This is a genomic window from Streptomyces griseiscabiei (assembly GCF_020010925.1).
In the GTDB taxonomy this organism is placed as follows: domain Bacteria; phylum Actinomycetota; class Actinomycetes; order Streptomycetales; family Streptomycetaceae; genus Streptomyces; species Streptomyces griseiscabiei.
Genome location: NZ_JAGJBZ010000001.1, coordinates 1,051,514 through 1,076,763, shown reverse-complemented (window position 1 = coordinate 1,076,763; position 25,250 = coordinate 1,051,514). Strand labels below are relative to the sequence as shown.

Genomic DNA, 25,250 nt, shown 5'->3' with positions numbered 1-25,250 from the left:
CTGTCTAGAATTGCTCTCATGACCACCAGAACCGACGCCCCCACCCGCCGCGAGCAGATCCTCAAGGAAGCCGCGCGGCTCTTCGCCGAGCGCGGCTTCCACGGGGTCGGTGTCGACGAGATAGGCGCCGCCGTGGGGATCAGCGGCCCCGGTCTCTACCGGCACTTCGCGGGCAAGGACGCGATGCTCGCGGAACTGCTGGTGGGCATCAGCGAGCAGCTCCTGACGGGCGCGAAGCGGCGGCTCGCGGAGGCCGACGGGGCGTCCGGCGGTCCGTCCGACGGGCCGGGTGGGGTGTCCGCCGGGCGCGACGCCGAGGCGGTCCTCGACTCGCTCATCGAGGGGCACATCGACTTCGCCCTCGACGACCGTCCCCTGATCACCCTGCACGACCGCGAGCTGGACCGCCTCCGCGACAGCGACCGCAAGCTGGTGCGCCAGCTCCAGCGCCAGTACGTCGAGCTGTGGGTGTCCGTACTCCGCGAGGTCCACCCCACCCTCGCCGAACCCACGGCCCGCTCCGCCGTCCACTCGGTCTTCGGCCTGCTGAACTCGACCCCGCACCTGGGGCGCGCGGGGGCCCTGCCGGGCCGGTCGTCCATGGCCGGGCTGCTGCACCGGATGGCTCGGGGGGCGTTCGGGGCGGCGGCGGCCTCCTCCGAGTGACCGTCTTCCGTCTCCGGGCCAGGCCGCTTCCCGCAGGGGTGAGCGGTGGCCTCACTCGATGTCTCTGCCGATCGGGTGACCTGTGAGGCGACCGGCGACGTATGAACCGGTCACAGACTCGGGGATGCGCCTCGTCGGTCAGGCGACAGTGACCCGCTGGGTGAGCAGCAGTGCCAGTGGGCAGCCCTGGAGCAGGAAGCGGCCCTCGGTGGCTACCTGGATCGCGTCCGGCATCGGCCACCACGACAGTTCGAAGCCCGCTTCGCCGGGCTCCCGGCGTCCCCCGGGCGACCGCCGTGGCGTGCGGACAGGCTGGACGAGGCCCGCCCTCGGCCGTCTCCGGGAGTGGGCTGATGTGCGCCGGTCAGATCTTGATGACCGTGGCCCGTCCGCCGCAGAGGGTGGTGAGGTCGTCCGGGTCGGAGGTCAGGATCGTGGCCGGGCCGGGGGCGGCGAGGGCGGTGGCCGCGAGTACGGCGTCGATGGCGTACGTGTGGCCGTGCAGGCCGGCGTCGGCGAGGAGGGCGGCGGCGTGGCGGGCGACGGGTTCGGTGACCGGTTCGACGACGAGGCGGGACAGCGTCCACTCCAGGGCCGGCCGGTTGATCCGGGGGTGGACCACCTCGACGAGGGTTGCCGCGGAGGTGATCACTCGGAGGTCGTCGGCGCGGGCGAGGGCGAGCCAGCCGGTGACCGTGCGATCGCGCAGCACGGCCTTGGCCAGCCCTTCGCTGTCCAGGACGAGGGTGCCGCCGGGGACCGCGGGGGAACGGGTCACGCGGCGCTCGCCGTGCCTCGGGTCCGCTCTGGCCGGGCCTGGTGGAGCTGGTCGCGGAGTGCCCGGATCTCCTCGTCGGTGACGGGCCCGTGCTCGGCCTCGGCGACCTCGATCAGCTCGTTCAGATTGTCGCGTTCGATCTGACGGGCCACCGCGGCGGCCACGTAGGCGGACAGCCCGGAGGGGCCGCCGCGGGCTTTGGCGGCTTCGGCGATGTCGCGCGGCATGGTGATCGAGTACTTGCCGGTGAGCTCACTCATGCCACCTATCCTACCGCTCATCCTCCCCTGCGTCCTCGGCGTGGAAAGCGTGACGAGCGTTACGGCCGGGTGGGGCTGGACGGGGTTGTCTACCCGCCGGTACGGTTGGCTGAGCAAGCGCTTAGAACGAGCCCCAGGTGAAGGAGGCGGCGGTGCGCCGTACGGTGTTCAACGAGGATCACGAGGCGTTCCGGGAGACCCTGCGTGCCTTCATCGAGGCCGAGGTCGTGCCGGTGTACGACGAGTGGCTCGCCGCCGGCCAGGCGCCGCGCGAGTTCTACCACAAGCTCGCCGAGCTGGGTGTGTTCGGCATCCGCGTGGACGAGGAGTACGGCGGCGCCGGCATCGACTCGTACAAGTTCGAGGCCGTCCTGTACGAGGAGACCGCCCGCGCGGGCATCACCTTCGGCGGCTCCGGCGTGCATGTGCTGCTCGGCCTGCCGTACATCAAGCTGCTCGCCACCGACGAGCAGAAGAAGCGCTTCCTGCCGAAGTTCTGCTCCGGCGAGGAGATGTGGGCCATCGCGATGACCGAGCCGGGCACCGGCTCCGACCTCGCGGGCATGCGCACCACCGCCAAGCTCTCCGAGGACGGCACGCACTACGTCCTCAACGGCGCCAAGACCTTCATCACCGGCGGCGTCCACGCCGACCGCATGATCGTCTGCGCCCGCACCTCCTCCGCCACCCCCGAGGACCGCCGCCACGGCATCTCCCTCTTCGTCGTGGACACCAAGGCCGAGGGCTACTCGGTCGGCCGCAAGCTCGACAAGCTCGGGCTGAAGACCTCCGACACCGCCGAGCTGGCGTTCGTCGACGTCAAGGTGCCCGTCGAGGACCTCCTCGGCGAGGAGAACAAGGGCTTCTACTACCTCGGCCACAACCTCGCCTCCGAGCGCTGGGGCATCGCCTACGGCGCCTACGCGCAGGCGAAGGCCGCCATACGCTTCGCCAAGCAGTACGTGCAGGAGCGCGTCGTCTTCGGCCAGCCCGTCGCCGCCTTCCAGAACACCAAGTTCGAACTGGCCGCCTGCCAGGCCGAGGTGGACGCCGCCGAGGCCGTCGTGGACCGCGCCACCGAGGCGCTGGACGCGGGCGAGCTGACCGCCGCCGAGGCCGCCTCCGCCAAGCTGTTCACCACCGAGGTCGCCCACCGCGTCATCGACCGCTGCCTCCAGCTGCACGGCGGCTACGGCTTCATGAACGAGTACCCCATCGCCCGCCTGTACGCGGACAACCGCGTCAACCGCATCTACGGCGGCACCAGCGAGATCATGAAGACGATCATCGCCAAGGACATGGGTCTGTGAGCGAGGACATCGGTCGGTAAGGCACCGGAAACCGCCGCACAGTACAACTGACCCCATGAGTCAGCCCGCACTTCAGTCTCTCCTCGATCTGCTCGACCTGGAGCAGATCGAGGAGAACATCTTCCGCGGCCAGTCCCGGCCCGCCATCGTCCCCAGGGTCTTCGGCGGGCAGGTCGCGGCCCAGGCGCTCGTCGCCGCCGGGCGGACGGTCCCCGCGGACCGGCTGCCGCACTCCCTCCACGCGTACTTCCTGCGCATCGGCGACGCCGGCGCGCCCATCGTGTACACCGTGGAGCGCATGAACGACGGCCGCTCCTTCACCGCGCGCCGTGTCGTCGCCGTCCAGCACGGCCAGCCGATCTTCGCCCTCTCCGCCTCCTTCCAGCGGTACGAGGACGGCCTCGACCACCAGGCCCCGATGCCCGCCGCACCGGACCCGGAGTCCCTGCCGACCGCCGAGGAGCGGCTCCCGGCGTACGGCCTCGACCCGGCCGTCGTGGAGAAGATGCTCGAAGCACGGGCCGCCGTCGATCTGCGGTACGTGGACGACCCGCCCTTCGGCCGCTACGGCGAGCCCCGCGCCCCGCACTCCCAGGTCTGGTTCCGCGCCAACGGCAAGCTGGATGACGACCCGCTGCTGCACGTCGTCCTCGCCACCTACGTCTCCGACATGACGCTCCTCGACTCCGTCCTGCTCGCGCACGGGCGCGGCGGCTGGGCGGTCGGCGATGTCGTCGGGGCCTCGCTCGACCACGCCATGTGGTTCCACCGGCCGTTCCGCGCCGACGAATGGCTGCTGTACGACCAGGAGTCGCCGTCCGCGGCGGCCGGCCGGGGCCTCGGCCAGGGCCGGATCTACACGCAGGACGGGCGGCTCGCGATCTCCGTGATCCAGGAGGGCGTCGTCCGCGTGCCGAGGCCGAAGACGCCCTGAGGCCCGCCCGGGGGCGCCGGGGGGGGGGCTACGCCTCGCCGAGCCCCGCCTGCTCCAGCAGATACGCCGACATCGGGTCGTAGTGGCGCGGGCTGACCACATGGTCGTCCAGCGGGACCACGGCCTGGAGGGTGCCCTCGGACTCGCCGAGGAAGAGGGCGGGGTCGTTGGAGTCCGCGTATCCGACGGAGTCGATGCCGAGCTGGCCCGCGCAGCCCGCCCAGCCGTGGTCGGCGACGACCAGGTCGGGCAGCGGGCGGCCGGCGCCCTCCAGACCCCGCAGGATCGCGCGCATCGGCTCGGGGGAGTGGGTGTGCCAGAGCGTGGCGCCGTGTTCGAGGACGGCCACGTCCGCGAACTGCATGACGTACCCCTCCTCCGTCTGCAGGCCGTCCGGGATGACCACGATCTCGCAGCCCGCCGCGCGCAGCGCCCGCGCGGTCTCGTGGTGCACCTGGAGCAGCCCGCCGGGGTGCCCGGTGGCGAGCAGGACCCGCTGCCCGCCGTCGGCCGCCTTGCGCAGCCGGGCCGCCATGCGCTCCAGCCCGTCGACCGTCAGATCCGGGTCGATGGTGTCCTGGCCGTAGCGGTACCCCGGGTCGTCGTTCACTCCGACGCGCTCCGCCATCACGGCCAGCACGTCCTGCTCGTCGCTCCAGCGGTCCCCGAGCTCCAGGCCGAGCCAGTAGTGGCGGTTGCCGTTGGCCAGTTCGCGGTAGTGGGAGAGGTTGTTCTCGCGCGGGGTGGCGACATCGCCCGCGATACGTGTCTTCACGAGGTGTTCGACGAGCTCGGCGCGGCTGGGGGTCCCGGGTATCGGCATGCGTCCATTGTGAGGCAGAGGAGAGTGGGAGTCGCGGGCGTCCCGGCCGCTGCGACCTGCGTCACTCTCCGCCGGGCCATGGGTGGCCGGCCGCCCGTTCACTCCCGCCGCAGCGCGAACCACAACTCCATCCGTACGTCCGGGTCGTCGAGGTCCGCGCCCAGCAACGCCGCGCACCGGCCGATCCGTTGGCGGACGGTGTTGCGGTGCACGGCCAGCGCCACCGCCGTACGGTCCCAACTGCCGTGCAGCGACAGCCAGGTGCGCAGCGTCTCGGTGAGCGCGGCGGCGCCGGGGGCGGTGTCGAGCGGAGCGAGCAGGGCGTGCGCGTGGGCGGTCGCGTCGTCCTCCGGGACGAGCTGGGCGAGCGTCGTACGGGACCCGTGCCGCACCAGTGCCGTACGGGTCGCCCTGGCGCGGGCCAGCGCGCGGGCGGCCTGGACGTCGGCGGCGGGCCACTCGTGCGGTTCGGCGGGGGCGCTCACACCGCAGATCCAGCCGGGCTGCTCGGTGATCTCGCGGTCGGCGGGGACGAGGGCGCGGACGCCGGTGCCGTGGGCGTCCACCAGGGTCGAGCCCAGCGCGGTCCCGAGGGCGGCGCCGGCGAGGGCCTCCGGCCGGGGGCCGCCGGCCGAGGGCTGCGCGTGGACGACGAGCCAGCGGGTGCCTCTGCCCAGGAGGGGGGCGACCTCCTGCGGGTCGGCGCCCAGCAGGAGCCGTACCAGCGCCGAGGTGCGGGCCGCGCCCGTGTCGCTCTGGTGTTCGCCGGTGAGGAGGGAGAGGAGGACGGCGGCGACGGAGGTGATGGTGTGGTCGCCGGGGTCGCGGTGGGGGGTGGCGACACCGAGGGTGAAGTGGCCCGCGCCCAGGGAGTAGGCGGCGAGGTGGGTGCCGTCGAGGGTGTCCGTGGCGGAGGTGGGGGTGGAGGTGCGCGGGGAGGGGGTGGGGGGTTTCGGGGCGTCGGCGGGTGCGGGTGGTTCGTGGGTGGTCGCGCCCGCGCGGCGGAGCCGCATATGACTCGGCCCCGCGCCCCTGGAGGGCCTTGGGCGGACCACGGTTGTCAGTGCCGCCAGGCCTTGGTGGAGGGTCTCGTCGTACCCCCGTCCCGCCGACGCCAGTTCCGTGCCCTCCGGGCCGTACAGCACCACGGCGCCGTGCACCCGCCGGGCGAGCTGGCGGAGGACCGCGCGCACCGGGTCCGGGCGGGACGCGGCTGCGGCGAGGCCCTGCTGGGCCTCGGTGACCCGGCGCAGTTCGGCGTGGCGGGCCTGGGCCATCAGCTGCCAGACCGCGCGGGCGACGCCGGAGAAGGTCGTCCGGGGCGGGACCTCGACCAGCGGCAGGCCGTAGCTGTCGCAGGAGGCCACCAGCGCCCTCGGGACCGTGTCGTGCACCGGGGCGACGCCGAAGCCGAGGGCCGCGCCGCCCGCCGCGACGATACGGGAGACGTAGTCGTCGAAGTAGGTGCCCGAGCCGGCCGCCTCCGGGATGTGGACGCCGGCCGTCAGCAGCAGCTCGCCGCCGAGCAGATACGGGTACGGGTCCGACATCTCCGAGGTGTGCGCCCAGTGGACCGCCGTGCCCGCGTCCACCGGCCCGGCGATCTGCCGCAGGCCGAGGTCGTCGCGGGCCAGCAGCGCGGAGAGGAGGACGGGCGGGGTGGGAGGGACCGCCGGGGCGGGTGGTGCGGCCGGTTCCGGCATGGTGTGCGTTCCCTCCATCCGGGGCGGCTCGGATGGATGAAACGTACACTTCGCAGTCGCTTTCCGGCCACCTAGTGTCGGTGCCCATCACCCGCCACCGAGTGTGCGCGAAGGAGGCCGTTCACCATGGCCGTCGACTACACCGTCATCGTCGTCTATCTGGCCGGAATGCTGGCCATGGGCTGGTGGGGCATGCGCCGCGCCCGGTCCAAGAGCGAGTTCCTGGTCGCCGGGCGCCGCCTCGGCCCGACGATGTACTCCGGCACCATGGCGGCCATCGTCCTCGGCGGCGCCTCGACCATCGGCGGGGTCGGGCTGGGCTACCGGTACGGGCTGTCCGGCGCCTGGATGGTGTTCACCATCGGCCTGGGCCTGCTCGCCCTCTCCGTCTTCTTCTCCGCCCGCATCGCCCGGCTGAAGGTCTACACCGTCTCCGAGATGCTCGACCTGCGCTACGGCGGCCGGGCGGGCGTCATCTCCGGCGTCGTCATGTGGGCGTACACGCTGATGCTCGCGGTCACCTCGACCATCGCCTACGCCACGATCTTCGACGTCCTGTTCGACATGAACCGCACGCTCGCGATCGTCCTCGGCGGCTCGATCGTCGTCGCGTACTCCACGCTCGGCGGCATGTGGTCGATCACGCTGACGGACATGGTCCAGTTCGTGGTGAAGACCATCGGCGTGCTGCTCCTGCTGCTGCCGATCGCCGTCGTCAAGGCGGGCGGCTTCGGCGAGATGCGGGACGCGCTCCCCACCTCGTACTTCGACCCGCTGGGCATCGGCGGCGAGACGATCTTCACCTATGTCCTGATCTACACGTTCGGCATGCTCATCGGGCAGGACATCTGGCAGCGCGTGTTCACGGCCAGGAGCGACCGGACCGCCAGGTGGGGCGGCACGGTCGCGGGCACCTACTGTCTGGCGTACGCCGTCGCGGGCGCCGTCATCGGTACGGCGGCCAAGGTGCTCTTCCCGGACCTGGCGAGCGCCGACGACGCCTTCGCGACCATCGTGAAGGAGGAACTCCCCATCGGCGTCCGGGGGCTGGTGCTCGCCGCCGCCCTGGCCGCCGTGATGTCGACCTCCTCCGGCGCGCTCATCGCCTGCGCGACCGTCGCCAACAACGACATCTGGTCCCGGCTGCGGGGAGCGGTGGGGCGGGCCGCCGGCGACGACCACGACGAGGTGCGGGGCAACCGCGTCTTCATCCTGGTCATGGGTGTCGCGGTGATCTGTACGGCGATCGCGCTCAACAACGTCGTCGAGGCGCTGACCGTCGCCTACAACCTCCTCGTCGGCGGCCTCCTCGTGCCCATCCTCGGCGGACTGCTGTGGCGGCGGGGCACCGCGCAGGGCGCGCTGGCCGCCGTCGCGGCCGGCGGTGTCGCGGTGGTCGTCCTGATGGCGACGCACGGCATCCTCGCCAACGAGCCCGTCTACTACGGGCTGCTGCTCTCGCTCGCCGCGTATCTGATCGTCTCCCTCGCCACCCCGCCCACCGACGCGGCCGTCCTCGCCGCCTGGCGGGAGCGGCTGGCCGGGCGGTCACCCGAACCCGTGTCCGAGCCGGCCCCGGCCCACCAGTAGAGTCGAACCGAGTAGTACATACGCGACGAAGCGTAGGAAAGAAGGCAGAACATCATGAGTGGCACCGAGACGCCCCGCGGCCCCGTCGACTCCTCCCGCATCCCGCGCTACGCCGGTCCCGCGACCTACGCCCGGCTGCCGCGCCTCGACGAGGTGGGCCGGGCGGACGTCGCGGTCGTGGGCGTGCCGTTCGACTCGGGTGTCTCCTACCGGCCGGGCGCCCGCTTCGGCGGCAACGCGATCCGTGAGGCGTCCCGGCTGCTGCGCCCCTACAACCCGGCCCAGGACGCCTCCCCGTTCGCCCTCGCCCAGGTCGCGGACGCCGGTGACATCGCCGCCAACCCGTTCCACATCAACGAGGCCGTCGAGACGGTCGAGGCGGCGGCCGACGAACTGCTCGGCACGGGCGCCCGGCTGATGACCCTCGGCGGCGACCACACCATCGCGCTGCCGCTGCTGCGGTCGGTCGCCAAGAAGCACGGGCCGGTGGCGCTGCTCCACTTCGACGCCCATCTCGACACCTGGGACACGTACTTCGGCGCCGAGTACACCCACGGCACCCCGTTCCGGCGGGCCGTGGAGGAGGGCATCCTCGACACGGAGGCGCTCTCCCACGTGGGCACCCGCGGCCCGCTCTACGGCAAGCAGGACCTCACCGACGACGAGAAGATGGGCTTCGGGATCGTCACCTCCGCCGACATCTACCGGCGGGGCGCGGACGAGGTCGCCGACCAGCTGCGGCAGCGCATCGGCGACCGCCCGCTCTACATCTCCATCGACATCGACTGCCTCGACCCGGCCCACGCGCCCGGCACGGGCACGCCCGAGGCCGGCGGCATGACCTCCCGCGAACTCCTGGAGATCCTGCGCGGCCTCGCCTCCTGCCATCTGGTCTCCGCCGATGTCGTCGAGGTGGCGCCCGCGTACGATCACGCCGAGATCACCGCCGTGGCCGCCTCGCACACGGCGTACGAACTCACCACGATCATGGCCCGGCAGATCTCGCAGGAGCGGATCTCACAGGAAGAGAAGGACAGGTCAGCGCAGTGACCCACGACCACGACCTGGTACTCCGCCCGACGGCCGCCCAGACGGAGGCCGCGCTGAACCCTCCCCCCGGCCGCAACGGCGGAGACCTGGTCGTGGAGACCCTGGCCGGGCTCGGCGCCACGACCGTCTTCGGGCTCCCCGGCCAGCACGCGCTGGGCATGTTCGACGCGCTGCGCCGCTCCGACCTGCGGTACATCGGACTGCGGGTGGAGAACAACGCCGGGTTCGCGGCGGACGCGTACGGCCGGATCACGGGGGAGGCGGCGCCGCTGCTCCTCTCCACCGGGCCGGGCGCGCTGACCTCCCTGGCCGCGCTCCAGGAGGCGGCGGCGGCCTCCGCCCCGGTCCTCGCCATCAGCAGCCAGATCCCGACGGCGGGCCTGGGCGGCGGACGGCACGGCTATCTCCATGAACTCCCGGACCAGGCGGCCTCGTTCCGGGGCGTCGTGAAGTCGGTGCACACCGTCCGTACGCAGTCCCAGATCCCGTCCGCGATCGAGGCGGCCTGGAAGTCGGCGCTCTCCGCCCCGCACGGCCCGGTGTGGGTGGAGATCCCGCAGGACGTGCTGCTGGCCGAGACCCTGATCCCGGTGGTGACCGGCGGTGACGCCTTCCCCGAGGAACTGCCCCCGCGCCCCGAACTCACGGCGGTGGCGGCGGACCTGCTGTCGCGCGCCGCCCGCCCGGCGATCATCGCGGGCGGCGGAGTCGTCCGGGCGGACGCCTCCCGCAAGCTGCGGCAGCTGGCCGAGACGCTGCAGGCGCCCGTGGTCTGCACACCCGGCGGCAAGGGCGCGTTCCCCTGGGCGCACCCGCTGTCCCTCCAGTCCTGGATCGAGGACCGGCACACCACGGACTTCCTGGAGGACGCGGACGTCCTGCTGGTGGTCGGCTCCGGGCTCGGTGAACTCTCCTCGAACTACCACACGTTCAAGCCGCGCGGCCGGGTGATCCAGATCGAGGCCGACCTCGGCAAACTGGAGTCCAATTACCCGGCGCTCGGCATCCACGCGGACGCCCGGCTCGCCCTCCAGGCGCTGCTGGAGACGGTGCCGGAGCGGACGGACACCCCGGACACCGGTGCCGCCGAGCGCGTCCGCGAGGTCCTGGCGAAGGTCGCCGACCGGATCGCCGCCCAGGAACTCACCCTGGAACAGGGCCTGTTGGCGTCCATCCGCAAGGCCCTGCCCGCCGACTCGCCGTCCTTCTGGGACATGACGATCCTCGCCTACTGGGCGTGGTCGGCGTTCGACGCCAAGGGCCCCAACCACATGCACTCCGCCCAGGGCGCGGGCGGCCTCGGCTACGGCTTCCCCGCGGCCCTCGGCGCGGCGGCGGCCGACCCCACCCGCCCGGTCCTCGCCGTCTCCGGCGACGGCGGCGCGCTCTACTCCGTCGCCGAACTCGCCACGGCCCGCCAGTACGGCCTGAACGTCACCTGGCTCATCGTCGACGACGGCGGCTACGGCATCCTCCGCGAGTACATGACCGACGCGTTCGGCGAGACGACCGCCACGGAACTGACCCGGCCGGACTATGTGGCCCTGGCCGAGTCCTTCGGCGTACCGGGCACCCGGACCACCCCCGAGACCCTCACCGAGGACCTCGCCAAGTCCCTTGCCACGCCCGGCCCTTCGGTGGTCGTGCTGCCCGCGGTGCTGCGGATGTTCGCGCCGACGCATCTGCCTACGGAACTGCCTACGGATCTGCGTACGGATCTGCCGGCGCATCCGGAGGGCTGACGCGGGTCACGGGCGGAGGCGGGCTCTCAGACCCTCGAAGTAGCCGTGGCACAGGGCGGCCAGGTCCACCTGTTCGGGGTCCAGCAGCCAGATGAAGTGCGCGCCTTCGAGGAAGGCGGTCACCTCGGCGGCCAGGAGGTCCGGTCTCATGTCGGGGCGGATCGATCCGTCGGCGGCGGCCCGGGTGAAGAGGGCGGCCAGCTGCGCCCGCAGGGCCCGGCCCCGGTCGCGGAACCAGGTGTGCAGGGCGGTGCCCGGTTCGAGGTTCTCGGCCGTCAACGTGGTGTGCAGGGCGGTCAGTTCGCGTTCGGCGACGGCCGTGTGCTCGACGTCCCTCAGCAGCCACGCGAAGGCCTGGTCGAGGGTGGGTTCCGCGTCCGGGGCGATGGACAGCCGGGCCAGCGCGCGGCGGTCGGCCTCCTCCAGGACCGCCTGGACCAGGCCGTCCTTGCTGCCGAAGTGGTGGATCAGGGCGGAGGGCGTGACACCCGCCCGCTCCGCGATCGCGGCGACGCCGGTTCCCCGTACCCCCTGCTGCGAGAAGAGCGTGATCGCCGCGTCCACCATCGCGCGCCGGCGCTCCACGCCCCGCTTCTGCACCTGTCCCTTGACTCCGGCCATGGGGTCAGGGTGCCGGGTGGGGTGGCGGGGCGTCCACTTCGCCGGTTCCCGCGGGAAATCGCGTGCGGGATCCGCGCCGAGTCATTATCTTGAACGACCATGCAGGAAAATAGAGTGGAAGATGAGACGAACGACGTCCTGGCCGGCCGTGAGCGGATCGTCGCCGTGGACGGCATCGAGCTGTGGGCCGAGGAGTTCGGCAGTCCCGGGCATCCGGTCGTGCTGCTGGTGATGGGGGCGCAGGCGCAGGGCGTGCAGTGGAACGACGGGATCGTGCGGGGTCTGGTCGAGGGCGGGCGGCGGGTGATCCGCTACGACCACCGGGACACCGGGCGCTCCTCCGTCGTGGACTTCGCCGTACGGCCCTACACCGTCGCCGATCTGGCCTCCGACGCGCTCGCCGTGCTGGACGCGTTCGGGGTGGAGCGGGCGCATCTCGTGGGCGCGTCGCTGGGCGGGATCATCGCGCAGCGCGTCGCCGTCACCGATCCGGGGCGGGTGCTGACCCTGACGAGCCTGTCCTCCCAGCCGCTGGGCACGGACACGGCGGCGGCGGTGCTGCGGGCCCTGGCGGGGACGCCGCCGGAGCCGGGCGAACTGCCGCCGCCCAGCACCGAGTTGCTGACCGTGCTCGCCGGTACCCTCCCCGACCCAGGGGCGGGGCTGGAGGGTCATCTCGCCCTCCGGCTGCCGCTGTGGCGGGTGCTGCACGGCTCGGTGCTGCCGTTCGAGGAGGGGGAGTACCGGGCCATGGAACGGCGGGTGTACGAGCGGGCGCGCGACCTGGCCGCCGGGCTCAACCACACCCTCGCCGGGGCGGCCGGCGGGGACGACACCGCCGCCCTCGCCTCCGTCACCGCCCCGACCCTCGTCCTCCACGGCACCGAGGACCCGATGTTCCCGCCCGCCCACGCGGAGGCCACCGCCGCCGCGATCCCCGGCGCCCGGCTGGTCATGATCGAGGGGCTGGGGCACACCCTGCCGAGCGCCCTGGACGGCCGGTTGGCCGAGGAGATCCTGCGGCACACGGGCTGAGGGGCTGAGGGCCCCACGGCCGGACCCGGTTCGGTGCGACCGGGCGGCGGTGGCCGCACCGAACCGGGGCGAGGTCAGCGCCGGGTCGCACCGAACCGGAACGCGCTCAGCGCAGTGCCGCGCCGAACGCCGCGTCCGTCGTCGGGCCCGCCACGCCGCCGGGGCCGAAGGACTGGGCCGAGGTGGTGGTCGGGCCGGTGGTGGTGCCGGGGAGGACCCAGACGGCGCCGTTGTCGCTGTTCTCGGCGGGGGCGCCCACGACGAGGTCGGCGTGGCCGTCGCCGTCGAGGTCCAGCAGGGCCGTGGTGGTGCCGAACCTGTCCTCCGCCTCGGCGGCGCCGGGGACCCCGGCGGTGTTCTGGTGGAACACCTTCGTGCCCGCGCCCGTGACACCGGCCGCGCCGCCGGGGACCAGGGCGACCGAGCCCGTGTTGACGATGTCCGTCACGTCCTCGTACGCGATGCCGAGGGCGATGTCGGCGTAACCGTCACCGGTGACATCGGCGACCGAGACCGCCGAGCCGACGAGGTCGCCCTCCTCCTGGGCGCCGGGGAAGCCCGGGAGGTTCTGGTCGAAGGTCTTGGTGCTCGCCTCGGAGAGGCCGGCCGCGGAGCCGTACGCCACCCGGACCTGGTCGGTCCAGCCGTCGGCGCCCACGACCACGTCGTCGTAGCCGTCGCGGTTGATGTCGCCGATGCCCGTGCCCGCCGGGTCGCGGCTCACGTCGTCGCCGGGCACCCAGCCCCGCTTGAAGCCCGAACTCGCGCCCAGGAGAAGGCGGTTGCCCCAGGTGCCGTCGCCCGTGTAGTGCCACTGGACGAGGTCGTCCCGGCCGTCGCCGTTGACGTCGCCGACCTGGCCGGAGACGACCGGACCGGTGATGGAGGCCGGGCCGTTCTCGCAGCCGCCGCCGGTCGCGCAGGAGGCGTCGTCCTCGTTCCAGCCCCACCACAGGGACTTGTCGAGGAGGTTGAGCACGGCGGCGGGCTTGCCCGCGCGGGAGACCGGACCCTTCCACAGGGCCGCCGGGGCGCCCTCGGGGTCGTCGCCGCTGATCGACTGCGCGGAGAACAGCGCCAGGTCGGTCTTGCCGTCGCCGTCGAAGTCGCCCGCCTGCGGGGCCGCCCCGTACTGGGCGAGGCTCGTCCCGCCGGTCAGCCCGGACGCCGAACCCCAGACGATCACCGAGCCCGCCGTGCCGCCCGCGATCACCAGGTCGCCGTAGCCGTCCCGGTCCAGGTCGCCCTTGGTGAACGTCGTGCCGAAGCGCTGGTTCGCGGCGGCCGAGCCGGGGACACCGCTGGTCGAGCGGCTGATCAGCTTCCGCTGCGCGGCCTTCGAGGGCGAGACGCCGCTCTTCGAGCCGTACAGGACGGCCACATAGCCGGCCTTGGCCTTCCCGGACACCGTGCCGTTCGGGGCGCCCACGACCAGGTCGGCGTAGCCGTCGCCGTTGAAGTCGTCCGCCACGCCCACCTTCGCGGGGGCCGCCGAGGCCGGGCCGAGCGACATCGCGGTCAGGCCTCCGGCCAGCAGTACCACCGCGGCGACGGGGGCGCTCAGCCGTGCCGTGCGGGTGCCGCGTCGTGCTCCTGCTCGTGCGACTGCTCCTGCTCGTGACATGCACGTGCCTTTCGGGTCGGCGGGGTCGGGCACGGCGGAAGCGCCGCGTCCATGGAGTCCGACTCGATCGGGGGTTCATCGGTTGTACGCCCGAATGTCATGGGTGGGTAACTGCCGAGGGCCCCCGGACGCCGGTGCGTCCGGGGGCCCTCGTGGGAGGGGAGGAGGGGCCGGCCCGGTTACTTCACGTCCGACGCGTCCAGGCGGTACACGCTCGCCGACGTGTCGGTGTCACCCGACGACGCCTCCGAGGCCGTACCGCCGCCGTACTCGCTCGCCTTCACCGCCGTGCCGTTCTTCTGCACCCAGGCGGTCACCTCGGAGCTGAGGGAGGAGGTGCCGCCGGGGCCGCCGCCCATGCCCCCGCCGAGCTGGATGTAGTGCAGTTCGCCGGCCTTCACGAGTTCCTTGAGCTTGGTGAGGGTCATGGCCCGGTCGCTGCCGGACCAGCCCCACATGGAGATGACGGGCTCGCCGCTGCTGAGGATGAGCTGCGCCGCGCTCTGCGAACTCGACACCGCGAGCAGCCACTTGGCGCCGTCCTGGTTCTTCTTCAGATAGGAGATCAGCTCGCTGCTCGCGCCGCCACCGCCCATCCCGCCTCCGCCGCCGCCTCCCATGCCGCCACCGCCACCGCCGCCGGGTCCGCCGCTCGTACCGCCCTGCGGGGCCTGGCCGCCGCCGGGCTGCCCGCCTTGCTGGGTGCCGCCGGGGGCGCCACTCGGAGGCGTACCCATCTGGCCGCCGCCCGGGAAGCCGCCGCCACCGGGACCGCCGCCGCCCGCGCGGTTGCCGCCGCCCCCGCCGGGGCCGCCGCCCATGCCGCTCCCCGTCGTGGGCCCGGCGGTCGGGTTGGTGCCGCCCATGCCGCCGCCCGTGGCGGAGAGTTCGGTGGCGGCGTACGCGGCCGGGCCCGCGACCGAGGCGAGGACCGCCGCGGCGAGGGAGGCGGCCAGGAGGCGCGGCCGGGTGCCGGACGTGCTGGAGCGGAAGACGATCAGGCCCGCCACCGCGCCGGCCATCACGACCGCGACCGCCGGCCACAGCCAGGTGTTCCAGTCCGTCGCCCGGCGCAGCAGGACGACCGCCCACACCCCCGTCACCGCGAACGCGGCCGGCAGCACCCACAGCCACCGCTTGTCGTCGCGGAACGCGCGCAGCAGCATCAGGCCGCCGCCTCCGCTCAGGGCCGCGATGCCGGGGGCGAGCGCGGTCGTGTAGTACGGGTGCATCGTGCCCTCGGCGAGGCTGAACGTCAGGTAGTGCAGGGCGGTCCAGCCGCCCCACATCACCAGCGCCGCGCGGGTGAGGTCCGTACGCGGGGCGCGTCCGCACAGCACCAGCCCACCGACGAGCGCGACACCGGCGAACGGCAGCAGCCAGGAGATCTGGCCGCCGAGGACGTCGTTGAACATCCGGCCGAGGCCCGCGGTGCCGGAGAAGCCGCCGCCTCCGCCGCCACCCCCGCCGCCGTTGCCCTCGCCGCCGAGGATCCGGCCCAGGCCGTTGTAGCCCATGATCAGGTTCCAGGCGGTGCCGTCCGTGGAGCCGCCGATGTACGGCCGCTCGTCGGCGGGGACGAGGGAGACGGCCGCCGCCCACCAGAAGCTGGAGACGGCCAGTGCCACGCCCGCGAGCGCCAGGTTGACGATCCGCCTCACCAGACGGAGATCGGCCGCGTACAGGTAGACGGCGAAGACGGCGGGCAGGGCGATGTAGCCCTGGAGCATCTTGGTGTTGAAGGCGAGACCGAAGCAGACGGCCGAGCCGAGCAGCGGCAGCAGCCGGCCGTTGTGCACGGCCCGCAGCGCGAGGGCCGCGCCCGCGGCCATCAGGAACACGAGAAGGGTGTCGGGGTTGTTGTCACGGTTGATGGCGACCGTGATCGGGGTGAGGGCGAGCACGAGCGCGGCGACGGCCGCCGCCCCGTGGCCCCAGACCCGCTTCACGGAGGAGTGCAGGATCCAGATCGTGCCGAGCGCGGAGGCGATCAGCGGCGCCATCATCTGCCAGGTGCCGAAACCGAACACCCGGCACGACAGCCCCATCACCATCAGCACGAACGGCGGCTTGTCGACGGTGAGGAAGTTCCCCGCGTCCAGCGAGCCGAAGAACCACGCCTTCCAGCTCTCCGTGCCGCTCAGCACCGCCGCGCTGTAGAAGCTGTTGAGGCCGGAGGAGGACAGGTTCCAGGAGTACAGCACCCCGGCCAGGACCATGATCCCGATCAGCGCGGGCAGCGACCAGCGGGGCGCGGCCTCCGGCGGTCGTACGGACGTGGTGGGCGCGGTCGTCGGTGACGGCGGCTCGGCGCCGTCGGTGGCGAGCGGGGCGTGGGGACGTGGATCGGTGGCAGATGTCACCACCGCACCGTGCGGCGACGGCATGGGCGCGCACTGTGGCGTGCCTGGCAGCGGCCTGTGAATCCACACAGGGGCGGGTAAAGGGCGGGCGGGGTAGAGGGCCGCTGTGAACACGGCGAACCCCCGGCCGCCGGGCCGGGGGTTCGCCGCGCGTAGCCGTTGCCGGACGCTTCCGCTACCAGATCGCCTCGACCCACTCGGGGTGGTCGATGAACGGGTTGCGGTTGCCCTGGTAGTCGTCGTAGATGATCTCGTTGCGGCGCTCCTCGAAGGAGTCCGGCGGGTCCTCGTCGTTCCAGGTCTTCAGGACGGAGAGCCGGCCGTGGAAGCGGGTGCCGCCGTTGGTGACGAGGTCGTTGGGCTCCAGGTTGGGCCAGCCGTCGTCGCCCTCGTAGCGGACGGCCATGTACAGGATCATGCGGGCCACATCGCCCTTGACCGCGTCGCGGGGCTCGAAGGAGTTCGAGTCGACGAGGCTGCCACCGCTGTTGGTGAAGCTGCTGCCGCCGTTGTCGAAGTCCAGGTTGCCGCGCCGGGCGTTGACCGCCACGTCCTCGGGGCGCAGATGGTGCAGGTCGGTGCCGGGTCCGGCGGAGGTGCCGAAGTCGCCGTGCGACTGGGCCCACACGTGCTCGCGGTTCCAGTTGCCGGAGTTGCCGCCGTTGAGGGACTTGCTGCGGGAGATGCCGCTGTACAGCAGCTTGACGTTGCTGCTGTTGCTCGGGTCCTGGTCGGTGACCTTCAGGGCGTTCCAGACCGCCGAGTACGAGATCGTCGTCTGGTCGCTGATGATCGTGTGCAGGGAGGACTTCAGGGCCGTACCGGTCTTGCCGATCGCGTTCGCGTAGTACGTGTCGTCGTACGCGGTCGTCGTCGCCGAGGCGGGGGTGGCGGTGGCCGCCGGGAGGACGATACCGACGAGCACGGCCGACGTCGCGAGAGCGACCGACTTCCAACTGCGTATCCGCGCAGCGGGCATGAGGGGTGTCCCTTCCCAGAGGGCCGCGCAGGACGAGGAGTTGGTTCGGGGAGCCTCGTTCTACGCGGGTTGACTGTGTGGGTAACCGAGAGATTGGCATGGACGGGTCAGTCCATGTGTTACGAATGTGAGGCGATTCGGTGACGTTCTGAAGAACGGGGCAACCCTCGTGCCCCAACTCCCCTACCTGCGCCCCGAGTCAAGGGGAGACCCTCATTGACGTGGGGATTCGGGCGTGCTGGGGCCGTATTTCGGTGCACAGAGTTGGCCGGTATCGGGCAACCTTGACAGACGATTGACAGTCTTCAATAGAGCGATCACGTCCGTCGTGTTCCGGTTCACCCGCCCGTCACTCACCCGTGGCCCACCCACTCACCGGGAAGTCATGCTGTCCACCAAGAAGAGACCTGCTCGACCGAACAAGGCATCGGCCGGATAGGTGATATCCATAGCCTCGCGGGTCCTCCCGCGCATACGCAGCGCTTTCGCGTCCACCGCATGGCGCCGGCCGAGGGTGGTTCTGTGGGCCGCGATGGCCGTCGTGGCCGTCGGATTCGTGTCCGCGCTGGAGATCGTCTCGCGGGGATACGGTCTGCCGGGGCCGATCACCAATCAGGCGCGAGAAGTCTTCTTCGCCCCGAAATCGGGGCCTTTGCTGTACGCCAGCATGGCGTTGACGATGGTGGTGCTCACCTGGCGGCAGCGCTTCATCGCGCTCGGGGTCGCACTCGGTATCGACCTCGTCTTCTTCCTGGTGCGATGGGCTCTCGACGCCGAGATGATGTTCGGCAACGGCGCGCTGTGGGTGCTGCTCGGCTGCGCGGTCATCGCCGTCACCCGCCGCACCGGCCGTGAACGGACGCTGCTGCTCAAGGGCGTGGGGCTCGGCCTGCTGCTGGTGGCCGGCCGCAAGACCGGTGACGCCTGGCTGCTGATCACCTCCAAGACCCGCCCGACCGTGCTGGACCCGTACCTGGCCACCGCCGACCACGCGCTCGGCAACCCGTCGTGGGTGGTGGGCCGGATGCTCCGGGCCACCGGCCCGGTCGGCTCCACCCTCCTCGACTGGGTCTACGTCCAGCTCGCGGTGGCCGCGGTCGTCGTCGCGCTCTACCAGCTGCGGCACGTGCGGACCGAACGCCGCTTCCCCCGCCACCACCTGGTGCGCACCTTCCTGCTGATAGGCCTCCTCGGGCCGGGCATCTACATGATCTTCCCGGTGGTCGGGCCCGTCTTCGCCTACGGCACGGGCGCGTTCGGCACCGGCGGCGAGCACTGGGCGCTGGCCAACCTGTGGCCCGGCACGGCCCCGCCGATCGGCACCCCGCACCCGATGCCGTACGACGACATCACCCCGCGCAACTGCATGCCCAGTCTGCACACGGCCTGGGCCACCGCGATCTTCATCCACTCCCGCCGGGGCCCGCGCGCCCTGCGCTTCGCGGGCACGTTCTGGCTGGTCGCCACGCTCACCGCGACGCTGGGCTTCGGCTACCACTACGGCGTCGACCTCATCGCCGGGGTCGTCTTCACGCTCACCATCGAGACGGCACTGCGCACGATCGACCGCGGCTGGGACCGCTCGGGGCTGCGACTGGTCGCCCACGGCGCGACGGTGTTCGTCGCGCTGCTGGTGGCCTACCGCTATCTGCCGGTGGAGATGGCCCGGCACCCGTGGGTGTACGGACCTCTCCTCCTCCTGGCGATGGGCTCGGTGGTGTACGGCTACTTCCGGCTCGACCGGCGGTGGACGGCGGAGGCGGAGCCCGAACCGGGGCCGGGGCCCACAACGGGGCCCGGGACGGGACCGGGGGCCTCAGCCCGTGAGGCGCTCCCGCAGCTCGTCGACGTCCGCCAGGAACCACGTCTGCCGGTTGCGGTTGCACTCACGGACAAAGTCCGTCAGGGCTGAACTGGCGGCCGTGTAGCGGGAGATGTCACCGACGACGACGAGCCCGACCCCGTACTGCACGAACTTCTGGACGACGTCCCCCGCGAGCCGGGTGCTCAGCCGGAAGAACGCCTCGTCGAACCGCTCGACGGGCACGACGACCCAGGCGGCGCCCTGATACCCGGCGTTCCCGATGAGATCGAGCGCGTCGCTCTCCTTGGCGATCACCTCGCCCTCGGGGGCGCACATCAGGACGGGTACGTCGTGGATCGTCTCCAGGGTGGTGGTCATGGGGCCGAGGCTACGGGGTCACCGCGCCGGGCCGCCGCGGGTGATCGCGTACCGGCCGTACGGGTGGCGGAAATCCGATGCGAACTGACGTACAACTATCGCTCACTCTCGCGAGTCGACTGTGGTGAATCCGCCATAGGCGGGTTCCAGTCAATCAACGGGATGGGAAGCGTTTTTATGACTCACCGGATATCGGGGGTATCCCGGGTGTCACGGACGTCCGTACGGACGCGTGTGCTTGCGGCGGGGCTCGGGGCCGGGATGGCCATCACGTCGGCGGCGGTGGCGTTCGCGCCGGCCGCCGCCGCCGCGCCCGCCGTCAGCTGTACGTCGAAGCAGGCCGGGCTGGCCGACAAGCTGAAGAAGGACATCACGGCGGCGCTGGCGAAGCGGAAGGGGACGGTGGCGGTCGGCGTGTACGACCGCGCGACCAACACCACCTGCACGCTCCGCGGCGACACCGCCTTCGACTCGGCCAGCGTCGTGAAGGTCACCGTGCTCGCGGCCCTGCTCTTCGACGCCAAGAAGACCAACCGGTACCTCACCGACCGCGAGACCAAGCTCGCGACCGCCATGATCACCAAGTCGGACAACGCCTCCACGAGCACCCTGTGGAAGCAGCTCGGCGTGAAGAAGATCCAGGCGTTCCTCACGGCCGCCAAGATGACGCAGACCAAGCCGGGCGCGAACAACTACTGGGGTCTCACCCAGATCACCGTCCGGGACGAGCAGCGGCTGCTCGCGCTGCTCACCGCGAAGAACACCGTCCTGAGCGACAACGCGCGCGCGTACACGCTCAAGCTCATGAACCAGGTCGTCGCCTCGCAGCGCTGGGGCACCCCGGCCGGGGCGCCGTCCACGGTGAAGGTGCACGTCAAGAACGGGTGGCTGTCCCGTGCCACGCACGGGTGGCGGGTGCACAGCGTCGGTACGTTCGTGGGGGGTGGGCGGGACTACACGATCACCGTCCTCACCCATGGCAATCCGGACATGCAGTACGGGGTGAACACGATCCAGGCCGTCTCCAAGGCCATCCACAAGGATCTGGTGCCGCCGAAGAAGACGGCGTCGGGGGCGACCGTGAACGTGGAGCGGTACGTGCCGACGGATCGGCCGCAGGAGGCGACCGTTCCGGTTCCTGAGGGCGCCCAGTAGCTCGGGGGTTCGGGTTTCGTCGGCGGGTGCGGGTGCGTGGGGGCTGTTCGCGCAGTTCCCCGCGCCCCTGAAAAGCAGGGGCTCCGCCCCTTGCTTTTCCCCGCCGTCAGTCCGCCGACGTCCGCCGTCAGTCCGCCGACGTCCGCCGTCAGTCCGCCGACGTCCGCCGTCAGTCCGCCGACGTCCGCCGTCAGTCCGCCGACGTCCGCCGTCAGTCCGCCGACGTCCGCCGTCAGTCCGCCGACGTCCGCCGTCAGTCCGCCGACGTCCGCCGTCAGTCCGCCGACGTCCGCCGTCAGTCCGCCGACGTCCGCCGTCAGTCCGCCGACGCCCGCCGTCAGTCCGCCGACGTCCGCCGTCAGTCCGCCCGTGGTCTTTTCAGGCCCGCAGGGGCCTGGGCCTTTAGGGGCGCGGGGAACTGCGCGAGAAGTCCCGCCGGGGCCGCAGTCGCCATCTGGCCCGCGGTCCCGAGTCATCAGGCGCCCAAGGTTCCGGATGACATCCGGACGTTCATGGCGGGGCCATCTCCGTATCACCGGGGGCGTCCTACCGTGACGCCATGCCTCTGCGAACCCTTCTCGCCGCCCTCACCGCCGGCCTGGCGGCGGCCACGACCGCACTCGCCGCCGCCGCGCCGGTGCACGCCGACTCGCCGCGCCCGCACGCCTGTTCGCCGTCGGTGTCGATCGCGGGTTATTCCGACGTCCTCGACAAGACGACGTACGAGGACACGTTCGTCGGGAACCTCTCCGGCCTCGCCGTCGACCGCGACGGCTCGCTCCTCGCCGTCTCCGACCGCTCCTCCCTCCTCACCCTCGACCCCCGCACGCTCCGCCCGAAGGGCGCCCTCCCGCTCGTCACCGAGACCGGCGCCGCGCTCGACTCCGAGGCGGTGGCCGTCGACCGGGACGGCACCCGGCTCATCACCTCCGAGACCGAGCCGACCGTACGGCGGTACGACCGGCGGGGGCGGATCCTCGGCAGCCTGCCCGTCCCCGACGCGCTGAAGGTCGCCCCGGCCGGGCGGGCCACCGCCAACCAGACCTTCGAGGGGCTCACCCTGCTGCCCGGCGGACGCACGCTGCTGGCCTCCATGGAGGGGGCCCTCTTCGGTGACGCCGCCGGGACCGTCCGCCTCCAGACCTGGCAACGGCACGGCGGCGGACGGGACTTCGCGCTCTCCGGCCAGTACGGCTACCGCGCCGACACCGGCCTCGGTGTCGTCGAGGTGGCGGGTCTCCCGGGCGGACGGCTGCTCGTCCTGGAGCGCGGCTTCACCGCCGGGGTCGGCAACACGGTCCGCCTCTACGCCGCCGACACCCGCCGCGCGACCGACACCAGCGGCGTCGACGTCCTCACCGGCCGGGACGGCGACGGCGTACGGCTCGTCCGCAAGGCACTCCTCGCCGACCTGGTGGACTGCCCGAGCCTGGGCGCCACGGCGAAGCAGCCGCAGCCGAATCCCCTGCTGGACAACATCGAGGGGATGGCCGTCACCGGGGGGCCGTGGGCCGGCGGTCGTCTGAACGTCCTCCTGACCAGCGACGACAACCAGAACGCCGCCCAGACGACCCGGTTCTACTCCCTCCGGGTCCGGATGGCCTGACCCCCGCCCGACACACCCCTGCCCGCCACCCCTCCGTCAGGCCCGCCGCTCGCAGTCGCAGTCCGCCGCGTCCTCCAACAGGCCGCTCTTCGCGGTGAGATAGGCGAGCTGGGCGCGGCTGTTGCTGCCCAGCAGATCGCCGACCTTCTTGAGGTGGCTGGCGACGGTACGGGCACTGATGCCCAGCCGCCCGGCGATGGCGGCGTCGGTGTAGCCGTCGACCATGAGGCGCAGCACATGCAGCCGGGTCTCGTCGGTGAGGAGCGGAGGGCGTTGCTGGTCGTGCTCGTAGACGACCGGCTTCGCCCGCTCCCAGGCGTACTCGAAGGCGGAGACCAGGAAGTGCACCACGCCGGGGTCGGTGACCTTGAGGGCGTGGGTGCCGTGGTCCTTGCCCATGTCCGGGATGAAGGCCACGGCACGGTCGCAGATGATCATCCGGTCGAACACCTCGTCGACCGTACGCACCTCCACACCCAGCTCGGTGACCTGCTTGATGTAGTCGAGCGTCGGCCCGTGGGCGCGCACGGTGTGCTGGTAGAGCGTGCGCTGCTTGACGCCCTTGCGATGTGCCTCCAGCGTGCGCGGCAACGCCTTGACCAGGACCTCCTCGGGGCGTCTGCCACCCGGGTGCGCGGTCAGCAGTTCGTTCCTCGTGCCCCGGATCGCCTCGTCCAGCGCGGCGGTGATGGCCGGTGCGGGCGTGAGGCGCTGCGAGGACTCGCTCTCCAGCCGGCGGGCGGCGCGGTAGACGCTCTCCGCCTGCGACATCGACGCCCGTACGGCGGCCAGGGCCTGCTGCTGGTCCAGGATGAGCCGCTCCAGCGGGTGCGCCAGCGCCGCGCTCGCCACCGAGGGCGGGATCGGCACCAGCGTCTCCGGGTCGTCCACCGCCGGCACCACGAGCCCGAACGCGCTCACACACGCGGGTGCCTCCGCGCGCGGAACCCTTCCCGCCGACAGGGCGGTGCGATAGAACTCGATGCCTTCACCGCACACCTCCCCCCGGGTCTCGGCGCCCCCGCCTATGTCCGACTCTCCGCACATGCCTGCCCCCTTCAGATTCCTGCAGTGCACGATCATGACCCCTTCAATCCCTTCCGGCAACCGGCGGACCCCGGCATGCTCTTCGTGTGGACAGCGGCGGGGAGCCGCAAGTCCGAGAATTCTTCAGGGGGATACGGGAAATGAAGTACATGAACAGAATCGCCGCGGCACTCGCTCTTGTCGCCGCCGCGGTGCTGACCCTTTCCGTCACCGCCGAGGCGGCCGACCGCACCACGGTCGCCCATGCCCAGGCGTCCAACGCCCCGGGCGACCCCGGCTGGCCGTGAGCCCGGACTCCGGTCGAAGAGCGGGTAAAGCCAACGCAAAACGCGCGTAGAGCGGGCGTGGTGATCACGCGGTGCTGAGGCAACGCTCACACAGCGCTCGTACGCCGCCGGCGCCCCGCCCGCTTGGACGGACCTGGCCGACGAGTCGTCACGGCGCGGGACCGGGTGTGTGAGTTCGCAAAGAAAGCGGTTGGCGGAACCACCTCCGACCGGAGCGATGTCCACGCGATGTCCTGGCGATGTCCAAACGAAGTCCGGTGAATTCCGCCTGCCCGTTCCGGGGCTCCTACAGGAGGCGGTTTCACATTGAACGAACGAGGGAGACCGAGGAAATGACCACCGCCATTGCCGCACCGAAGTGCTTGGTGTGCGACACGGAATTCGAGGTCCAGGAGGACTGGGAAAAGGGGGAGATCACCGAGTGCGCGGCCTGCGGCCAGGAGCACGAGGTGGTCGAGAAGTCCGCCGCCGGGGCGCGGCTCGACCTCGCCCCCGAGGTGGAAGAGGACTGGGGCGAGTGACGACCGCCGATCAGGTCCTGCTCTCGGTGACGATGCTGCGGCCCGAGGAGAAGCTGCTCCTCGGGGCGCTGCGGGCCGAGGGGCTGACGGCCCGGCCGTTGCTGATGGAGGATCTGGCGGAGGTGGTGGCGGGCCGCACCGGCGGCCCGCCCGCCCTCGCCGTGATCCGCAACCTGTCCCACCGGGACGCCATCAGCGTCTCCCGGCGGCTGGAGTACGCCGGGGTGACCACCCTCAACCGGTCCTCCGTCATCGAGGCGTGCAACGACAAGGGGCTGCAGTCGCTGCTCTTCGCCCGGCACGACATCCCGCATCCGGTCACCCGGCACGCCTTCAGCTACGACCAGGTGCGCGCCGCCGTCGGTGAGTTGGGGATGCCGGCCGTCGTCAAACCCGTCAGTGGGTCATGGGGGCGGGGGGTCACCAAGATGGCCAACGCGGAGTGTGTCGAGGCGTGGGCCGGGGGACGGGAGTCCGCGGACGCGGGCGGGAAGCTGTTCCCCGTCGTCGTGCAGGCGTACGTCGACAAGCCGGGCCACGATCTGCGGGTCGTGGTGGTGGGGCGGACGCCCGTCGTGGCGATCCAGCGGGTGTCCGAGGACTGGCGGACCAACACGCATCTGGGGGCGCGGGTCGAGCGGGTCGAGGTGACCGCGGAGATCGACAAGCTGTGTCAGCGGGTGGTGGATGTGCTGGGGCCCGGGTTCTACGGGGTGGATCTGGTCGAGGACCGGGTCGCCGGGGAGCTGTTGGTGCTTGAGGTGAACGCCAATCCGGAGTTCGCCAAGTCGTCCGCGGCGCATGGGGTGGATGTGGCGGGGTTGTACGCGGCGTATGTCGCCGAGCGGCTCGCCGAGGCTGTGCCCGCGCCTGCGGCCGCCTAGGCAGGTTCCTTTCGCCCCCGCCGCCCCTACCCGTCCCATCCCCAGGGGCTGCGCCCCTTCGACCCCCGTCCGCGGGTCCGGTGGGGGCTG

The 25,250-nt window shown here is 72.0% G+C and carries 23 protein-coding genes; 13 read left to right on the top strand and 10 right to left on the bottom strand.

All coding sequences use genetic code 11. From position 1 onward, the window contains the following. The first annotated feature begins 18 nt into the window (after positions 1–18). On the top strand, positions 19–666 hold the full coding sequence (locus tag J8M51_RS04630) for a TetR/AcrR family transcriptional regulator (protein ID WP_086756905.1): 648 nt from the start codon (positions 19–21) through the stop codon (positions 664–666). Positions 667–1,030: 364 nt separating this feature from the next. Here J8M51_RS04630 and J8M51_RS04620 read toward each other — a convergent pair whose 3' ends face one another. Continuing rightward, positions 1,031–1,444 carry a PIN domain-containing protein gene (locus J8M51_RS04620; protein WP_086756907.1) on the bottom strand — a complete coding sequence of 138 codons (414 nt, stop codon included), beginning with the start codon at positions 1,442–1,444 and terminating at the stop codon, positions 1,031–1,033. Then, a complete protein-coding gene (locus J8M51_RS04615; RefSeq protein ID WP_086756909.1) occupies positions 1,441–1,704 on the bottom strand; it encodes a CopG family transcriptional regulator in 264 nt (87 codons plus the stop codon). Before J8M51_RS04615 ends, J8M51_RS04620 begins: the two co-directional genes overlap by 4 nt. A gap of 152 nt (positions 1,705–1,856) precedes the next feature. On the opposite strand from J8M51_RS04615, the gene J8M51_RS04610 reads away from it, so the two are divergent. Beyond that, the gene (locus J8M51_RS04610; protein ID WP_086756915.1) at positions 1,857–3,014 is read left to right on the top strand and encodes an acyl-CoA dehydrogenase family protein; all 1,158 of its coding nucleotides are present in this window, start codon (positions 1,857–1,859) and stop codon (positions 3,012–3,014) included. A gap of 55 nt (positions 3,015–3,069) precedes the next feature. Next, complete coding sequence (locus J8M51_RS04605; protein ID WP_086756911.1) at positions 3,070–3,948, top strand: acyl-CoA thioesterase; 879 nt, start codon at positions 3,070–3,072, stop codon at positions 3,946–3,948. 28 nt (positions 3,949–3,976) lie between these two features. Here the strand turns inward: J8M51_RS04605 and J8M51_RS04600 are convergent, their stop codons facing one another. Continuing rightward, complete coding sequence (locus J8M51_RS04600; protein ID WP_086756913.1) at positions 3,977–4,771, bottom strand: phosphatase; 795 nt, start codon at positions 4,769–4,771, stop codon at positions 3,977–3,979. Positions 4,772–4,869: 98 nt separating this feature from the next. Continuing rightward, on the bottom strand, positions 4,870–6,492 hold the full coding sequence (locus J8M51_RS04595) for a PucR family transcriptional regulator (protein WP_267298980.1): 1,623 nt from the start codon (positions 6,490–6,492) through the stop codon (positions 4,870–4,872). 108 nt (positions 6,493–6,600) lie between these two features. Here J8M51_RS04595 and J8M51_RS04590 point away from each other — a divergent pair, with 108 nt between their 5' ends. The 3 genes from J8M51_RS04590 to J8M51_RS04580 are packed head-to-tail and all read left to right on the top strand — an operon-like array spanning position 6,601 to position 10,856. After that, a complete protein-coding gene (locus tag J8M51_RS04590; protein WP_216589153.1) occupies positions 6,601–8,064 on the top strand; it encodes a sodium:solute symporter in 1,464 nt (487 codons plus the stop codon). A gap of 54 nt (positions 8,065–8,118) precedes the next feature. Then, a complete protein-coding gene (gene speB / locus J8M51_RS04585) occupies positions 8,119–9,114 on the top strand; it encodes an agmatinase (RefSeq protein ID WP_086757722.1) in 996 nt (331 codons plus the stop codon). Further along, a complete protein-coding gene (locus J8M51_RS04580; RefSeq protein WP_086757720.1) occupies positions 9,111–10,856 on the top strand; it encodes a thiamine pyrophosphate-binding protein in 1,746 nt (581 codons plus the stop codon). Before speB ends, J8M51_RS04580 begins: the two co-directional genes overlap by 4 nt. 6 nt (positions 10,857–10,862) lie before the next feature. Here J8M51_RS04580 and J8M51_RS04575 read toward each other — a convergent pair whose 3' ends face one another. Beyond that, positions 10,863–11,477 carry a TetR/AcrR family transcriptional regulator gene (locus tag J8M51_RS04575; protein ID WP_086757718.1) on the bottom strand — a complete coding sequence of 205 codons (615 nt, stop codon included), beginning with the start codon at positions 11,475–11,477 and terminating at the stop codon, positions 10,863–10,865. A gap of 114 nt (positions 11,478–11,591) precedes the next feature. Here J8M51_RS04575 and J8M51_RS04570 point away from each other — a divergent pair, with 114 nt between their 5' ends. Next, positions 11,592–12,512 (top strand): alpha/beta fold hydrolase, encoded by a 921-nt coding sequence (locus J8M51_RS04570; protein ID WP_256965239.1) that lies wholly within the window; start codon positions 11,592–11,594, stop codon positions 12,510–12,512. 106 nt (positions 12,513–12,618) lie between these two features. On the opposite strand, the gene J8M51_RS04565 is transcribed toward J8M51_RS04570, so the two are convergent. The 3 genes from J8M51_RS04565 to J8M51_RS04555 form a co-directional block, all read right to left on the bottom strand. Next, positions 12,619–14,136, bottom strand: coding sequence for an FG-GAP-like repeat-containing protein (locus J8M51_RS04565; protein WP_086757715.1), 1,518 nt, complete (start codon positions 14,134–14,136; stop codon positions 12,619–12,621). Positions 14,137–14,315: 179 nt separating this feature from the next. Further along, the gene (locus tag J8M51_RS04560; RefSeq protein ID WP_267298979.1) at positions 14,316–16,499 is read right to left on the bottom strand and encodes an ArnT family glycosyltransferase; all 2,184 of its coding nucleotides are present in this window, start codon (positions 16,497–16,499) and stop codon (positions 14,316–14,318) included. A 175-nt stretch (positions 16,500–16,674) separates the two neighbouring features. Then, positions 16,675–17,478: an endonuclease I family protein gene (locus J8M51_RS04555; RefSeq protein ID WP_086757714.1), complete on the bottom strand. Its 804-nt coding sequence runs from the start codon at positions 17,476–17,478 to the stop codon at positions 16,675–16,677. Between the two features lie 514 nt (positions 17,479–17,992). Between J8M51_RS04555 and J8M51_RS04550 the strand changes: the two genes are divergently transcribed. Beyond that, on the top strand, positions 17,993–19,390 hold the full coding sequence (locus J8M51_RS04550) for a phosphatase PAP2 family protein (RefSeq protein ID WP_256965235.1): 1,398 nt from the start codon (positions 17,993–17,995) through the stop codon (positions 19,388–19,390). On the opposite strand, the gene J8M51_RS04545 is transcribed toward J8M51_RS04550, so the two are convergent. Next, positions 19,295–19,660, bottom strand: coding sequence for a DUF4180 domain-containing protein (locus J8M51_RS04545; RefSeq protein ID WP_086757711.1), 366 nt, complete (start codon positions 19,658–19,660; stop codon positions 19,295–19,297). The genes J8M51_RS04550 and J8M51_RS04545 overlap by 96 nt on opposite strands. A gap of 261 nt (positions 19,661–19,921) precedes the next feature. On the opposite strand from J8M51_RS04545, the gene J8M51_RS04540 reads away from it, so the two are divergent. Further along, the gene (locus J8M51_RS04540) at positions 19,922–20,815 is read left to right on the top strand and encodes a serine hydrolase (protein WP_179203196.1); all 894 of its coding nucleotides are present in this window, start codon (positions 19,922–19,924) and stop codon (positions 20,813–20,815) included. A gap of 559 nt (positions 20,816–21,374) precedes the next feature. Next, complete coding sequence (locus tag J8M51_RS04535; protein WP_086757709.1) at positions 21,375–22,421, top strand: esterase-like activity of phytase family protein; 1,047 nt, start codon at positions 21,375–21,377, stop codon at positions 22,419–22,421. Between the two features lie 36 nt (positions 22,422–22,457). Here the strand turns inward: J8M51_RS04535 and J8M51_RS04530 are convergent, their stop codons facing one another. Beyond that, positions 22,458–23,468, bottom strand: a complete 1,011-nt coding sequence (locus tag J8M51_RS04530; RefSeq protein ID WP_086757708.1) for a LuxR C-terminal-related transcriptional regulator — start codon at positions 23,466–23,468, stop codon at positions 22,458–22,460. 149 nt (positions 23,469–23,617) lie between these two features. Between J8M51_RS04530 and J8M51_RS04525 the strand changes: the two genes are divergently transcribed. The 3 genes from J8M51_RS04525 to J8M51_RS04515 all read left to right on the top strand — a co-directional run bounded on the left by J8M51_RS04525 (position 23,618) and on the right by J8M51_RS04515 (position 25,160). Further along, the gene (locus J8M51_RS04525) at positions 23,618–23,755 is read left to right on the top strand and encodes a hypothetical protein (protein ID WP_179203195.1); all 138 of its coding nucleotides are present in this window, start codon (positions 23,618–23,620) and stop codon (positions 23,753–23,755) included. Between the two features lie 332 nt (positions 23,756–24,087). Then, on the top strand, positions 24,088–24,276 hold the full coding sequence (locus tag J8M51_RS04520; protein ID WP_086757724.1) for a lysine biosynthesis protein LysW: 189 nt from the start codon (positions 24,088–24,090) through the stop codon (positions 24,274–24,276). Further along, the gene (locus J8M51_RS04515; RefSeq protein WP_086757706.1) at positions 24,273–25,160 is read left to right on the top strand and encodes a RimK family alpha-L-glutamate ligase; all 888 of its coding nucleotides are present in this window, start codon (positions 24,273–24,275) and stop codon (positions 25,158–25,160) included. The genes J8M51_RS04520 and J8M51_RS04515 overlap by 4 nt, the downstream gene beginning before the upstream one ends. Positions 25,161–25,250 lie beyond the last annotated feature (90 nt).

Coding starts and splice junctions, on each gene's coding strand:
- J8M51_RS04630 (WP_086756905.1), top strand. CDS start 19: ATGACCACCAGAACCGACGCCCCCACCCGCCGCGAGCAGATCCTCAAG.
- J8M51_RS04615 (WP_086756909.1), bottom strand. CDS start 1,704: ATGAGTGAGCTCACCGGCAAGTACTCGATCACCATGCCGCGCGACATC.
- J8M51_RS04605 (WP_086756911.1), top strand. CDS start 3,070: ATGAGTCAGCCCGCACTTCAGTCTCTCCTCGATCTGCTCGACCTGGAG.
- J8M51_RS04600 (WP_086756913.1), bottom strand. CDS start 4,771: ATGCCGATACCCGGGACCCCCAGCCGCGCCGAGCTCGTCGAACACCTC.
- J8M51_RS04595 (WP_267298980.1), bottom strand. CDS start 6,492: ATGGAGGGAACGCACACCATGCCGGAACCGGCCGCACCACCCGCCCCG.
- J8M51_RS04590 (WP_216589153.1), top strand. CDS start 6,601: ATGGCCGTCGACTACACCGTCATCGTCGTCTATCTGGCCGGAATGCTG.
- speB (WP_086757722.1), top strand. CDS start 8,119: ATGAGTGGCACCGAGACGCCCCGCGGCCCCGTCGACTCCTCCCGCATC.
- J8M51_RS04575 (WP_086757718.1), bottom strand. CDS start 11,477: ATGGCCGGAGTCAAGGGACAGGTGCAGAAGCGGGGCGTGGAGCGCCGG.
- J8M51_RS04565 (WP_086757715.1), bottom strand. CDS start 14,136: ATGTCACGAGCAGGAGCAGTCGCACGAGCAGGAGCACGACGCGGCACC.
- J8M51_RS04555 (WP_086757714.1), bottom strand. CDS start 17,478: ATGCCCGCTGCGCGGATACGCAGTTGGAAGTCGGTCGCTCTCGCGACG.
- J8M51_RS04545 (WP_086757711.1), bottom strand. CDS start 19,660: ATGACCACCACCCTGGAGACGATCCACGACGTACCCGTCCTGATGTGC.
- J8M51_RS04540 (WP_179203196.1), top strand. CDS start 19,922: ATGGCCATCACGTCGGCGGCGGTGGCGTTCGCGCCGGCCGCCGCCGCC.
- J8M51_RS04535 (WP_086757709.1), top strand. CDS start 21,375: ATGCCTCTGCGAACCCTTCTCGCCGCCCTCACCGCCGGCCTGGCGGCG.
- J8M51_RS04530 (WP_086757708.1), bottom strand. CDS start 23,468: ATGTGCGGAGAGTCGGACATAGGCGGGGGCGCCGAGACCCGGGGGGAG.
- J8M51_RS04525 (WP_179203195.1), top strand. CDS start 23,618: ATGAACAGAATCGCCGCGGCACTCGCTCTTGTCGCCGCCGCGGTGCTG.
- J8M51_RS04520 (WP_086757724.1), top strand. CDS start 24,088: ATGACCACCGCCATTGCCGCACCGAAGTGCTTGGTGTGCGACACGGAA.